11 protein-coding genes are annotated in these 13,722 nt (G+C 65.7%); 3 read left to right on the forward strand and 8 right to left on the reverse strand.

The features are described 5' to 3' along the window. From P0D71_RS08750 to P0D71_RS08785, 8 genes are all read right to left on the reverse strand, one after another. The gene (locus P0D71_RS08750; protein ID WP_408479737.1) at positions 1 to 1,062 is read right to left on the reverse strand and encodes a type II secretion system F family protein; all 1,062 of its coding nucleotides are present in this window, start codon (positions 1,060 to 1,062) and stop codon (positions 1 to 3) included. Continuing rightward, positions 1,055 to 2,455, reverse strand: coding sequence for a TadA family conjugal transfer-associated ATPase (locus tag P0D71_RS08755; protein ID WP_408479738.1), 1,401 nt, complete (start codon positions 2,453 to 2,455; stop codon positions 1,055 to 1,057). The genes P0D71_RS08750 and P0D71_RS08755 overlap by 8 nt, the downstream gene beginning before the upstream one ends. A gap of 3 nt (positions 2,456 to 2,458) precedes the next feature. Further along, positions 2,459 to 3,700, reverse strand: a complete 1,242-nt coding sequence (locus P0D71_RS08760) for a fimbrial protein (RefSeq protein ID WP_408479739.1) — start codon at positions 3,698 to 3,700, stop codon at positions 2,459 to 2,461. Positions 3,701 to 3,832: 132 nt separating this feature from the next. After that, positions 3,833 to 5,248 carry a type II and III secretion system protein family protein gene (locus tag P0D71_RS08765; RefSeq protein WP_408479740.1) on the reverse strand — a complete coding sequence of 472 codons (1,416 nt, stop codon included), beginning with the start codon at positions 5,246 to 5,248 and terminating at the stop codon, positions 3,833 to 3,835. A 42-nt stretch (positions 5,249 to 5,290) separates the two neighbouring features. Continuing rightward, positions 5,291 to 6,241 carry a Flp pilus assembly protein CpaB gene (gene cpaB, locus P0D71_RS08770; protein ID WP_408479741.1) on the reverse strand — a complete coding sequence of 317 codons (951 nt, stop codon included), beginning with the start codon at positions 6,239 to 6,241 and terminating at the stop codon, positions 5,291 to 5,293. A 91-nt stretch (positions 6,242 to 6,332) separates the two neighbouring features. Then, a complete protein-coding gene (locus tag P0D71_RS08775; RefSeq protein WP_408479742.1) occupies positions 6,333 to 6,830 on the reverse strand; it encodes a TadE/TadG family type IV pilus assembly protein in 498 nt (165 codons plus the stop codon). Further along, positions 6,827 to 7,327, reverse strand: coding sequence for an A24 family peptidase (locus P0D71_RS08780; RefSeq protein WP_091800584.1), 501 nt, complete (start codon positions 7,325 to 7,327; stop codon positions 6,827 to 6,829). Before P0D71_RS08780 ends, P0D71_RS08775 begins: the two co-directional genes overlap by 4 nt. Positions 7,328 to 7,487: 160 nt before the next feature. Continuing rightward, positions 7,488 to 7,655 (reverse strand): Flp family type IVb pilin, encoded by a 168-nt coding sequence (locus P0D71_RS08785; RefSeq protein WP_091794848.1) that lies wholly within the window; start codon positions 7,653 to 7,655, stop codon positions 7,488 to 7,490. Positions 7,656 to 8,311: 656 nt separating this feature from the next. On the opposite strand from P0D71_RS08785, the gene P0D71_RS08790 reads away from it, so the two are divergent. The 3 genes from P0D71_RS08790 (at position 8,312) to P0D71_RS08800 (ending at position 13,500) form a co-directional block, all read left to right on the forward strand. Continuing rightward, positions 8,312 to 9,871: a collagen-like triple helix repeat-containing protein gene (locus P0D71_RS08790; protein ID WP_408479743.1), complete on the forward strand. Its 1,560-nt coding sequence runs from the start codon at positions 8,312 to 8,314 to the stop codon at positions 9,869 to 9,871. 178 nt (positions 9,872 to 10,049) lie between these two features. Next, positions 10,050 to 11,507, forward strand: a complete 1,458-nt coding sequence (locus P0D71_RS08795; protein WP_408479744.1) for a collagen-like triple helix repeat-containing protein — start codon at positions 10,050 to 10,052, stop codon at positions 11,505 to 11,507. Between the two features lie 283 nt (positions 11,508 to 11,790). Then, positions 11,791 to 13,500 (forward strand): ShlB/FhaC/HecB family hemolysin secretion/activation protein, encoded by a 1,710-nt coding sequence (locus P0D71_RS08800; RefSeq protein WP_091794854.1) that lies wholly within the window; start codon positions 11,791 to 11,793, stop codon positions 13,498 to 13,500. The last annotated feature ends 222 nt before the right edge of the window (positions 13,501 to 13,722 follow it).

The following is a 13,722-nucleotide window of genomic DNA, read 5'->3' on the forward strand; positions in this document are numbered from 1 at the left end:
TCAATTCCTCAGGTTCGCGAGGCGATACAGCAGATAGGCCCCGCCCAGCTGCAATGCAAACGCCAGATAGACCAGTTGCCGGCCGGTCGGGTCGAACCACATCGACGCGAAATACTTAGGATTGGAGAGGATGAGGAAACCGCCGATCCCGACCGGCAGCATGGCCAGCACCCACGACGAAAGCCACGTTTCCGCCGACATCGCGACCAGTTCGCGCTCGGCGTGTTCGAGGTCGCGCATGAACGAGGCCATCCGTTCGAGCATGACGTCGGCGCGGCCGCCGTATTTGACCGACAGACGCAGCACGGCGCCGACCAGTTCGAGTTCGCGCACGCCATAGATCAGCGCGACCTGGGAGAGCGCGCGATCGATCTCCACGCCGGTGCGCAGCATTCGCGACACGTAGTCGAGGCATTCGCGCAGCGGCGCCTCGGTGGTTTGCATCGCGGCCTGGAAGGCCGCGGGCACGCTGTTGCCGAGCGTGATCAGACGCACGATGCCGTCGAGAAACAGCGGCAACTGCCGCACGATCTGCTGACGGCGTTTGTTCACGCGCAGCGTCAACAGAAAATAGAAGAACATCACGCAGGCGATCAACGCGGCGCCGGCCGCGAGCACGCCGCCTGCCAGCGCGGCCCAGCCGCACAGCAGCAACACCACGGTGCCCGCGAGCGCGGCCGGCGCTTTTGCATTGGCAATGCCCGCACGCGCCATCGCGTGCCGCACCATGAAACGCACGCGCGCCTGCAGATAACGCCAATACTCGAGCCAGCTAGCGTCGGCAGACGGCGCCTGCGGAGCGATCACGGCCTGCGTCACGACGGCGCGCGCGGGGCCGCCGCGCGCACCGCTTGCCGGGCCGCTGCCCATCCCACCCGCAGCGACGCCGGCCGCCATGGGGGACGCGCCAAACGAACCCCCGTTAGGCGACGCCATGCGGCTGTCGATATAGCGTTCCGCGCTCACCTGGCCTTTGCGTTGCGCGCCGCGCTGCCAGAGCAGCAATGCGGGCGCCGCGCAGAGCAGCGCAAGCGCCGCGAAGACCAGGACCGCGCTAGACATTGAAGCCTCCGCCAAACCCGCCGCCGCCACCGCCGAAGCCGCCGCCCGACCCGCCAAAGCCGCCGCCGAATCCCGCGTTGCCGAACGCATTGTTTGCCTCGCCGCCGCCCAGCGCCTGGCGGAAACGCGCCAGCTTCGGCGAGTGCGGATGAATGCCGAGCGAGACCCAGTTGTCGAGCTCGTCGCCTTCGGCGGTCAGGATCGGCTCGTAGCGGTACAGCTCCTGCGTGGCGATGATGTTGTCGGACAGCCCCGTCACTTCCGTGATCGAGAGGATCCGACGGCGGCCGTTGGAGAGCCGGCCGATCTGCACGATGAAGTCGATCGCATTGGCGATCTGGCGGCGCAGGCTCGACTCGGTGCCCTGGAAGCCCGCGAAGCCCGCCAGCATTTCGAGCCGGTACAGACATTCGCGCGGCGAGCTCGCGTGCACGGTGCCCATCGAGCCGTCGTGGCCGGTGTTCATCGCCTGCAGCATTTCGAGCACCTCGCCGCCGCGCACTTCGCCGACGATGATGCGGTCCGGCCGCATCCGCAAGGTATTGCGCAGCAGGTCGCGAATCGTCACGACGCCCGCGCCGTCGAAGCCACCTGGCCGGCTTTCCAGCCGCACCACGTGCGGATGGTTCAGCGACAGTTCGGCGGTGTCCTCGATGGTCACGACCCGTTCCGGTTCGGGAATATGAAACGCCAGCGCATTGAGCAGCGACGTCTTGCCCGAGCTCGTGCCGCCCGACACCAGCACGTTGCAGCGCGCCGCCACCGCGGCTTCGAGCAACGCGCCGATCTCCGGACTGTAGGTGCCGTTGCCGAGCAGATCGTCCGGCCGCATCGGATCTTTGCGGAATTTGCGGATCGAGACGATCGGCCCGTCGATCGAGAGCGGCTCGATCACCACGTTCACACGGCCGCCGTTCGGCAGACGCGCATCGACCATCGGATTCGATTCGTCCAGACGCCGGCCGATCGGCGCGAGAATGCGCCGCACGATCCGCAGCAGATGCGCGTTGTCGGCAAAGCGCACCTGAATGCGCGTCAGAATGCCGTGGCGCGACACGTACACGTCGTTGTAGCCGTTGATCAGAATGTCTTCGACGGCCGGATCGGCGAGCAGATCCTCGATCGGACCGAAGCCCGCGAGTTCCTTGGTCAGCGCCTCCGCGATCAGGCGCACTTCGCTCTCGTTGATCGGTATGCGGCGCAGCCTGACGAAGCTGTCCATCTCCAGATCGACGAACTGGTTGATTGCGTTACGCGACCAGCGGCCGAACTCGGAGCCGAGTTCCTCGATGCGCGTGAGCAGATGTTCGTGCGCCGCGTTCTTGATATCCTGGAACTGCTGGCTATGCGCGAACGAAGGCGCGTCGTCGGCAAATTCGATTTCTTTTGCCATCGTCTATGACCGCTTGTGAGTGGTTGGAATGAGGCGCTTGAGCGCGCCGAGAGCCGATTTGCCGCGTGCCTGCGAAGCGGTGCGCTCGGCGCCGCCGAGCCGCTCGATCAACGGTTCGAGCGCGCGCACATACGGATCGCGCGCGGCGACATCGACCAGCAGATGCCCCTGATTGACCGCCTGCCCTAGCGCGATACGCCGCTCCGGCAAGGTGGCGAGCAATGGAATGTCCAGACGTTGCGCGATCTGCGCGGCGGCGAGACCGAGATCGGCGTCGAACTTGTTGACGATCAGCTGCACGTTCGAGGTATCCACGCCCTCTTCGCGCAACGCGTCGAGCACGCCGACGGCCGATACGATCGAGGCCACGCCCTGATCGCACAGCAGCCAGGTTTCATCGGCGGCCTGCACGACATGGGCGATGAACTCGCCATTGGTGAAGCCGCCGAGATCGACGATCTGCTGGTCGAAGAACGCCCGCAGGCGGCTCAGCAAACCGATCGACGACGAGTACGAGACCTCGCGCATGTCCGCCAGATTCGGCGGCAGCGTGGTGAGCGCGAGGCCGCTCGCGTGGTGCGACAGCGCGGTATGCACGAAAGTCTGATCGAAGCGGCGCAGGTTGCGCACGGCTTCGACGAAATTGAATTCGCTGCGCGTATTCAGGAGCAGCGAGGCGTCCGCGGCAGGCAGGCCGAGATCGAGCAAGGCGGCTTGCCGGCCCTGCGCGACGTCGCGCCGTTGCAGCATCACTGAAAGATTCGCGGCCAGCGTGCTCACGCCCATGCCGACGCGCGCGCCCAGCAGCGCGGTGACATGGCCATGGCGGCTAACCGGCTCGACGAGGTTGTCGAGCACCTGGCGCGTGATTCGCAGAGCGTCTTCGCGGGGCGCCGTCAGATCGATGAAGTCGCGCACGCCGGCACGCAACGCGGCCAGCGCGCTTTCGGGTTCCGCGAGCGAGCCCAGCGCGACGATCTGCATGCTGGGATAAGCGGTGCGCACCGCGCTCGCGGCAGCGCTCGCCGCCGCGGCGCGGCCGCAGGAAAAATCGACGAACACCAGCGACGGATTCAGCGTCGCGATGCGCTGTGTCAGCATCGACGGATCGAGCGTGGCCACTTCGACCACACCGGCGCCCACCAGCGTATCGGCGAGCCAATGCACGTGTTCGTCGGTTAGCGACGCGAACACGAAATAGTCGGTGACCGCCCGTTCAGTCAATGAATGCGTTCTCGCGTTCATGTTGGACTTCCTTATGCGGCATAGGCGACAAAGCCCCCGCGTCGTACTGCTTGCCGGCGGGCCCACGCGGTTCGCGCGCACGCCGGCTCACCCCTGTATTCATCCGGCGCACTGCAAGAGCGCCTGCCGGCTTCACTTCGAAAATCCCGGCGACGAATCGCGCGCCGCCACGCCGCCGATCAGCGAGCGCCACACCGGCCCATTGCGCTGCTCGGACTGCTCGCCCGGCGTCGACGGCAAGGTCGCGCCCTTGGCGAGCGGCGAGACCAGATGCGGCGTCACGATGATCACCAGCTCTTTCTCGTTCTGCTGGTAGTTCAGCTGTTTGAAGAACGTTCCGATCACGGGAAGGTCGCCGAGCAACGGCACCTTCGAGACATTCGACGCCGTCTCGCGGTCGATCAACCCGCCGATCACGAAGCTCTCGCCATCGCCGAGTTCGACGGTGGTGTCCGCTCGCCGCGTGATGAACGCGGGCACCGACACGCCGCTGATCGTCACCGCGTTGGCGAAGTCCAGCTGGCTAGCCTCCGGCGCCACTTTCAGGGCGATGCGTTGCGGGCTCAGGACGGTCGGCGTGAGCGTGAGTCCAATGCCGTACGGCTTGAATTCGATCGAAGTCGTACCGAGCGCCTGCGGCACCGGAATCGGCACCTCGCCGCCGGCGAGGAAACTCGCGCTCTGGCCTGACAACGCGACCAGAGTCGGCTCCGCGAGCACCCGCGCGAGGTTGTTGCTCTCGAGCAGGCTCAGGTTCGCGAACAGCCCGTGCGTCGCGGAGTTGAAAATCAGGTTGAACGCCGACGAGATCGGCGTCACGCCGGTCAGACTCGGCGCCTGGCCCGCCGTCGCCGACACCGAAGTCAAAGCCGACGGCGCGAACGAGCCGAATGTGAAGCCGTTGTTCTGCTTGAAGAAGTTGAAGCCCACTTCCTTCAACACCGAACGGCTGAACTCGACCACCCGCACGTCCACCTGGACGACTGCGCGGCTCGCCACCCTCGACGTGTCGAATACCGAACCGTCCTTGCCGAGCGAGCCCTCGGCCGCGACCACGGCGCGCTGGTGAGCCTCCATCGTCGCGGACGTGCCGGACACCACGGCCGTGCCGCCGAGCACTTTCACAGCCGGCGTGTCGGGTCCCAGCAACGACGCGGCGGCCGGTGTGGTCACGTCGACCGTGTATTGCAGCGGCGCTTCGCGCTCGCGCGCCCACAGCATCAGGTTGGTCGTGCCCGCGGCCTTGCCGACCAGCAGCACGCCACCGCGTTTGTCGCCCTTGATGATCAGCACGTCGGCCACCGACGGGTCACCGATCGCGACACGTTGCAGCGTGTGGCCGACGGCGATTTGCTGCTGCGCGCCGACCGTCAGCGCAATGGTCTGCCCAGGCGCGGCGGTCGCTGGCTGGGCCGATTGACCCGCTTGTGCCGCTTGTGCCGCTTGCCCGCGCTGCACCGGCCCCGCTGCATCGGTCGCCGCCGATACGGCCAGCAAGACCACCCCCAGCCACGCCGTCTTGCGGAAAACAAAAATCCGTTCTGTCATGTAGTTATGGACGCGACCGGCCGCCCGCTCCCTGAAACTGCTTTACCAGGCGACCGTCTCGGCGCGCCCACCCCGTATCACTTCGATACCGCTCTTTGTACTGTTGGTATTGCCGGCCACGCGCGTCGGCGGCACGCGCGGAAGCGGCGGCAGCCGCGTGGCGGCGCCGGCGCTGCCAGCGTTCACGCTGCCCGACAAGGTGTCGAGCGCCACGCCGGCTGCGGCGCGGGTCGAATCCTGAAGCGGCGCGCCAGTGCCCGCCTGGGCCGCCGTCTTCAGCACGCCCGGATAAGCCGGCAAAACGCTTTGATCGACTACTTCGGCATCCTTTGGATTACGCAACGCGAAGATCAGACGGCCGGCGCTCTCGGCGAGCGTTAGACGATCCACATCGGCGACCGGCACGGCGAGCACCGCCGTGCGAACCATGCCGTTCGGATCGCCCGCACTGTCGCCGCTCGCGGTGGCGTTGCCGAACGCCAGCACGCGCACTTTCGACATCAGCAGACGCGCCTGGGTCCGGTCGATTTCGCCGCCGTTCCCCATGCTGCCGCCGTCGCGCTTGAGCGTAAAAAATACGTCGACGAAATTGCCCGGCCGCAGACGGTTGCCGACCGCGTTGCCTTCGTCCACCCTTACGGCGAGCGCGCGCTCGCCCGGTTCGACGCGCTCCGCGAGTCCCGACGACAACTGGCTTTCCAGCACCGGCGAGTCCGCGCCGATCTCCGCGTTCGGCACGCGCCCGGTCAGTTGCGCCGGCTCCGTGAAGGCGCCGTTCGGATTGATCGGCAGCGATTGCACGCGCAGATCGTCGGAGGTAATGGCTTTGCCCGCCGTCAGCGTGCGGGTCGCCACCACCACCGGAAAACTCGCATGCGTGGCGGGCGTGACGGCCACGGGCGCCGGGCGGCGCGACAGTGTCCACGCGAACATCCCGAGCACGAGCGCCACCACGATCAATACACCGGCAAAAATTCTGGTCAGATTCGGCATGACGATTGGCTGCTTCGGTTAAACGATGCGGTGCCGTGCGCGCGTGCAATCACGCATTCACGGACGACGAGGCATGGAGCCGGCGCGCGCGTCACTGGATGTTCTCCGGATTGAGTTGTACGGTGGCGCTGCTCGTCAGCGACTTCGGCACCACGATTCCCAGCAGCGGCAGGATCGGCACGATCGGATTTGCCTGATAGTTATAAGTGAGCAGCACGTTCACGCATTGCATGGCGCCGCCCGGCCCGCACGTCGCGGAAGACGGCGTGCATTGCATGGCCTGCACCAGTTTCGAGGCCACCAGCTTGGCCGCCGCGCAGGCCGCATTGCCGCGGTTGGTCAACGCGGTTTGCAGCGACGTGTTGCTCTGCCAGTTCAAGGCCGCGCGCGCGCCCTCTTCCGCGGCCAACGTCAGATTCTGCTGGGCCACGAGGATCAGGCTGAACGTGATGATCGCGTACAGGATCGCGAAGAAGAGCGGGAACACCAGGGCGAATTCAATCGCCGTGGCACCGCGCTGCGCCCGCGCTCCGCGCTGATGGATTCGTTGGTGTTGCAAACATGCGCGCTGCATCGTGGCGGGCTTCATCGCAGTCCTCCGGCCATGCCATGCAGCACGAGCCAGCCGCTCGCGGCCACGGTGAGACACGCGGCGTACGGCGTGGATGCTTTACCGGCAAGTTCGAAGGTCGCGCCGGATCGACGGACAAGACTCATGAGCCGCGTGCGCGTCTTGATCAGCAGCCAGAGCGCATGCACGCCGGCTGCAAGACTCGCGGCCATCCACAGACCGGGCAACGCCTGCATACCGCACCACGCACCCAGCACGGCGAAGATCTTGACGTCGGCGGCGCCCATGACACCGAGCGCAAAAAACGGCAGCAACGCAGCGAGACCAATCAGTGCCCCAATACCCGCGTGAGCAGGGGAAATGCCGAAAGGCCCGCATTTAAATAGCGCGCAGCCGAATGCCGCGGCTAAACCCGCCACGACAATCGAATTGGATATACGCCGCCAGCGGCAATCGCTAATCGCGACTACCGCGGCCCAGGCGATAAATAACATAATGCCAACGAAAACATTCATTTCGCGCTCGACAGGCAAAGCTACGCCCTGCGAATTGCAATGCAATTCGCATTAATCATTCAGCGATGCGTAATACGTCAGCGAAACGAGCGGCCGCCGGAACGACGACCGCTACGCCCAACCGCTTTGCATAACGCTTACGGTTTGCCCTTGACGATCATTACGTGGTGATCAGGCTGGCGACTTTGTTCATCACAGTCGAGATATTCGAGCCGACAGTCCCCACCGCCCCAGCGATGACGAGCACGACAAGCCCCGCGATCAGGCCATATTCAATGGCGGTCACGCCTTTGTTGTCGTTCAGAAAACGTTGTGTGAATTTTTTCATGTGAACCCTCGGACTTCATTTATTTCATTCGTGTACGTGCTGCATCGGTCGGTGGAGTACCCGAGTGCGCGAACCGTTGGTCTCTCATTCCCGGTTCTTTTGTTGCACCGCAGTAGCTTCACCTTGCAGCCGCCGTCAGTAAAACGGATGCTTATGAGCTGTCTGTTCGATAAGCCACCTCCCTCGTCAATCTCCGATGCTTTCGGGTTTTATAGCCGAACAATGATATTTAAGCAATTGTTCGCTGCCCCGATGCTCGTCACGTGTGCGTTTTATCCGCTCGATCAGATTAACGGCAGTCCGTGCGTTGCAGCACATAGGTATAACCATGAGTTAGATTCGCTCCACTAATTATTTGTTTGAACAGAACGTTTCAAGCGCGCGGACCCGTTTCGCGCACCTGCGTTACGTCGTACAGCGTAACGGCGCGCGCGGCTCGTTACGTTACGCCGCCTGCGTAACCACCCCCGCGCATCGCATTTTGCGAGCCCATTCTGATTCAGCGCGCATTCCATCAACTTCTCGCAAAGCCTTATCGGATAAGGCGCGGCGCGACACCTCGAGAAAATCCTCCGCATCGCTCAATCGAAATGGCACGGCTCGTGCAGAGATAGGCACGCAGCAACATCCAACAACACATGCGATTCGAGGGCGACATGAACATTCAAACGACCAACACGACGATACGGGCAACCCTGATTGCGGCCAGCGTAGCTGCGATGCTTTCTCTCGGTGCTTGCGGCGGCTCCGGCAGCCTGAGTTCCGGCACCGGCAGCAACGGTAGCGGCTCCGCGGGAGGCACACTGTCCACCTCGGGTGGCGGCAGTGGTTCGATGGGTTCGGGCGGCTCGGGCTCGGGCTCGGGCTCGGGCTCGGGCACCACCACCGGCAGCAACGGCTCGGGAACGTCGGGCACGGGAACAGGCAACGGAACGGGAACGGGAACGGGCACCACCGCGGTCGCCAACGCGCTCGGCACGGTCGCGGGCAATACGGGCGGCGTGGTCAGCGACGTCGGCTCGACGGTCGGCAGCATCGGCACCGTGATCGGCTCGCAGACCTTGCCCGGCGTCAGCTCGCAAACCACCCAGGCCGCCGGCGGCATCGTCCAGCAAGTCGGCGCGGCCGTGTCCACGCTCGGCGGCGGGGTGTCGCAAGGGCTCGGCCAACTCGGCACCGGCGGCAACGCGGTCGGCACGACGGTCTCGAGCCTGGGAGGGGTCGTAGGTCATGTCGGCGGCGCGGTGACGGATGCGGGCAACCTCGTGACGAGCCTCGGCAGCGGCCCGCTCGCTCCGCTGTCGGCGATCACCTCGCCGCTCGGCGGCGTCGTCAACACGCTCGGCGGCGCGCTCACCAATGGCGGCAGCACGCTCACCACCGCCCTCTCGACGGGCCCGGTCCAGCAAGTCACGCAAACCCTCAGCACCGCAATCACGCCGATTACGTCGATGGTCGCCGCGACCACGCAGACGGTCGGCAACACCACCGGCCTCGGCGCACCGCTGAACGGCCTGCTCTCGGCGGTCGGCCGCGGTCTCGGCAAAGCCGGCGCGCTGTTGACCGCGACCGGCGGCAACCCGGTCACGGCTGCACTCGGCCACACGGTGACCGACACCGGGACGACAGTGGCTTCGGTGGGCGGCCTGCTCACGGGTGGCAGCGGCGGCAATCCGCTCGCTCCGCTGACCAGCGCGCTCGGCGGCCTGACCGGCGGCACCACCAGCGGTCCGCTCGCTCCGCTGACCAGCGCACTCGGCGGCCTGACCGGCGGCACCAGCAGCGGCCCGCTCGCTCCGCTGACCAGCGCGCTCGGCGGCCTGACTGGCGGCACCAACAGCGGTCCGCTCGCTCCGGTGACCGGCGTGCTCAGCAGCGTGACCGGCGCAGTTGGCGGCGCAGCCAGCGGCGGCAGCCCGCTCGCACCCGTCACCGGCCTGCTTTCGAGCGTGACGAGCGGCCTCTCCGGCGCGGCAGGCGGCAGCAGCGGCCCGCTCGCTCCGGTCACCGGCTTGCTGACGAGCGTGACGGGCGCGCTTGGCAGCGTCACGACCACGGCGAGCGCCACGCCGACTACGACGACCACGGCCGCCTCCACCAGCTCGGGCGCCGGTCTGTCGCTGTCGACCAGCACGGGTAAAGGCACGACAGGCAATCCGCTCGCACCGGTGACCTCGCTCGTCGGCGGCCTGCTCGGCGGATTGGGCAAGAAGTAAACAGGACGTTCGGAAACAGCACAAAAAACGTAGCGCGAGACCAAGCCGGAGCGCGGCCCGCCAGCCGTGCTCCGGCACTACCCGAAGCCGACTGAACTGGGCGCGCCGCTCAGAGACCCGTTGCACCGGCGCACTGGAACCAACGCACACGACATCCAGAAGACACGGAGGAGCACACATGTCCACTCAACGTTTTTTTTCTCTCCACGCGACGTGCGCGACTGTGTCGTCGTTGCGCACACCATTGATCGCCGTGGCCGTCGCCGGCCTGCTCGCGGCGTGTGGCGGCAGCACCGTCAGCGCGCCGCCGACCACCTCGAGCACCGGTAGCGGCAGCGGCTCCGGCTCGACCACCGGCGGCACCACCACCACCAAGACCGGCACCACCGGCCTCGCCACCGCGGCCGCACAGACCACCAACGACCTCGGCTCGACGATCGCCTCGCAGACCATTCCGGGCCTGAGCCCGCAGGTCACGCAAGGTCTCGGCAATGCCGTATCGAGCACGAGCGGCACGCTGAACGCGCTCGCCAATGCCGTGAGCAGCGGCGTCGGCCAGATCGGCACCACGGCCAACCCGGTCGGCACCACGGTTGCCGGACTCGGCTCCGTGGTCGGTTCGACGAGCGGCGTGGTGCAAGGATTGAGCACCGCGGTCGGCGGTCTCGGCAGCGGCAATCTCGCGCCGCTGTCGCCGCTCACGACACCGTTGGCCAGCACCCTCTCCACCGCCGCGGGCGCGCTGAACGCCGGTGGCGCGACACTCGGCAATTCGCTCGGCTCCGTGCCCGTGCAGCAGATCACGCAACCGATCAGCACCGCCATCACGCCGATCGTGACGACGGCCGGCCTCGTCACGCAAACGGTCGGCACGCAGACCGGCCTCGGCGCACCGCTCGGCGGCGTGCTCGCGCAAGTGGGCGGCGCGTTGAGCGCCGCCGGCTCGCAAGTAGGCGGCGCCACGAAGAACCCGCTCGGCGCCGATCTCGGCACGGTGGTCGGCTCGCTCGGCAACACGGTGACGAACGCTGGCGGCCTCGTCAATCCGAACGGCCCGAACGGCGCCATGCCGATTCCCGGACTGATTACGAGCCTCGTCGGCAGCACGAACGTCAACGTCGCCAATGGGCCGCCCGCCAGTAGCAATCCGTTCGGCCCGCTGCAAAGTTCGCTGGCGAGTCTCGGACTTGGCAGCAATCCGGTCGGCTCGTTATCGACACTGCTCGGCGGCACCCCGCTCGCCGGCCTGACCTCGGCGCTAAGCGGCACGCCGCTGGGTTCGCTGACTTCCGGTCTGAATGGCACGCCGTTGAGTTCGCTGACTTCGGTGCTGGGCGGTTCGCCGTTGAGTTCGTTGACTTCGACGCTGGGCGGTTCGCCGTTGAGTTCGCTGACTTCGACGCTGGGCGGTTCGGGTAGCGCTTCGAATCCGTTGTCGACGCTGACCGGCGCGCTGTCCGGCGTCACGAGCGGCACTTCGGGTAGCAGCGCTCAGCCGCTCGCGCCGGTGACCGCACTGGTCGGCCAGTTGACCGGCACGCTCAGTTCGGCGGCAGGCTCGACGAGCGGCTCGGGCACCGCGACGGGCGGCTTGACGACCCTGCTCGGCGGCTTGCTGCCGGCAACCCATAAGTAGTAAGCCTAACTGTATTGCGGCTATCGCACGCATCATCTATCCGATGAGACTTGCTCCACGCAAGCTCATCGGATGGAACCTGAAGCCGCGAATAGCCAATGCGCATAAACAGTCCGACTCATCACGTGCTCCGGTTTTTTTCGGCGAAGGCTCAAGCCCCACGGAGCATGTGACGTAATACATGCAAGCATGGCAGTACGCATCGAGCCACATATAAGCGTTCGCAACCCGCCCGGCCAGGCAACGCGAGCGCGACACAAGAACGGCATACGAGGAAGATCCGATGAAACTCGGGTATGGCAGCACATGGACCGTCGTAGTCGCCGCGATTGCGGCGAGCACCCTACAGATGCAGGCACACGCGCAGTCCCGCGCAGGCAGCACGGCAGTTGGCGGCAATCCCCTGGATTCGCTGCCGCAGATCAAGGCGCCCGACAAAGGGCCCAACGTGACCGTGCAAGTCGCACCGCAAGCCCCCCAACTCGAAGAATTGCTCGCCCGCCACATCACGCCCTCGCGCATTCAGGTTGAGGGCGTGAAGTCCATTCCATTCGACGACGTCGCACAACGCTTCACGCCGCTTGTCGGTAAAGACACGACAATCGGCGATCTGATCCAGGTCGCCAACGGCGTCACGAAGCTCTATCAGGATCGCGGCTTCGCGCTCTCGTTCGCGTTTGTTCCGGCACAGACATTCGAAGGCGGCGTGGTGCGCGTGACGGTGGTGGAAGGCTACGTGTCCGCGGTCAAGGTAACGGGCAAGGCGGGCGCCGTGGAAGACAAGATCCGCGCGATCGCCGACCACATCACCGCCGACCGCCCGTTGCGGCGCGCCACCTTCGAGCGTTATGTCAACGTGCTGGGCCTGCTGCCGGGCGTGAAGGTCGCGGCCAACGTGCCGCCGCCGCAGAACACCGACGGCGCCACCACGCTCGAGCTGAACGTGGAGCGCAAGCCGTTCGACGTCAGCACCGGGATCGACTTCAATCACCCCGGCGTACAAGGATTGTTGACCGCCACCGAAAACGGATTGACCTCGTTCGGCGAACAGTTGAGCGTGTCGGCCTTGCTGCCGAAGGGGCGTGACAACGTCACCTATCTCGCCGCGCACGGCGCGGTGCCGATCGGCAGCAACGGCCTGCTCGCGAAGATCGACGCCTCGCACTATCGCGGCAACCCGACCGACAACCCGGGACTGCCCTCTTCGATCGAACGCACGGTCATCAACGACAAGGTGGGCGGCTCGCTGGCGTATCCGATCCTCTTGAGCAACACGCAGAGCGTGATCGGCACGGCGTCGGTCTACGCGTCGCACGACGAGGATCGCTACAACAACCACGACACGGGTGCGCAGATCGGCTTCCGCTCGCAAATACGCGTCATGCAGTTGCAGGCCGACTACACCGGCGTGCAGACCGGCCAGGTACGCCGTGCGAGTGTCAACGTGGCCAAGGCGTTCGACATTCTGGGCGCGTCGAAATCCGGCGACTCGAATGTGCCGGGCTCGCCCGTCACCAATCCGGCGTCGATCAACTTCGTGCGAACAGGCGCCAGCTTTTCGCAAACCAACGAGTGGCCGTTGAAGATCGGCACCGCGGTCTCGCTGACCGGCCAATACAGCGGCGTGTCGCTGCCTACCTCGGAACAGATCTCGTTCGGTGCGCAGCGGTTTGCGCAAGGCTATCAGCCGGGCGAAGCATCGGGCGATTCAGGCTGGGGCGCGATGTTCGAAGTCAATCGCGCTTTCACGCCGGGCTTCACGTATCTACGCACGCTCACACCCTACGTCTCGTTCGACATGGCGCGCGTCTATCTGCATGCGGGTACGCCCTCACCTTCGAAGCTTTCATCGATCGCCTTCGGCTTCCGGATCTCGGACGCGAAGTACTACAGCCTGGATCTGTCGGTGGCCAAAGCGATCGGCGATGCACCGGTGGAAAGCGCGTCACGCAGTCCGCGCATCAACGCGACGTTCTCCTACCAGCTGAACTGATTCGCCAAAGTGCCGCGTCCTGATTAGAGGGTCCACTATCAAACGGCGCGCGCACTTTCACGTATTCTGCGCTGACGATGTCGCGACCGGTGGCGCACGAGCTGCAATCCGCACGTAGCGCACCCAGCCGGACGATGCAGAACCTGAGAGGCCATGCAGACATCAGCAGGCATCACGGCGGCAAAGTACGAAGGCCGCCCGAGATGCCAATAACGCCGCGCG

Origin of the sequence: Paraburkholderia sp. RL17-383-BIF-A (assembly GCF_046028015.1) — a bacterium.
GTDB lineage: Bacteria > Pseudomonadota > Gammaproteobacteria > Burkholderiales > Burkholderiaceae > Paraburkholderia.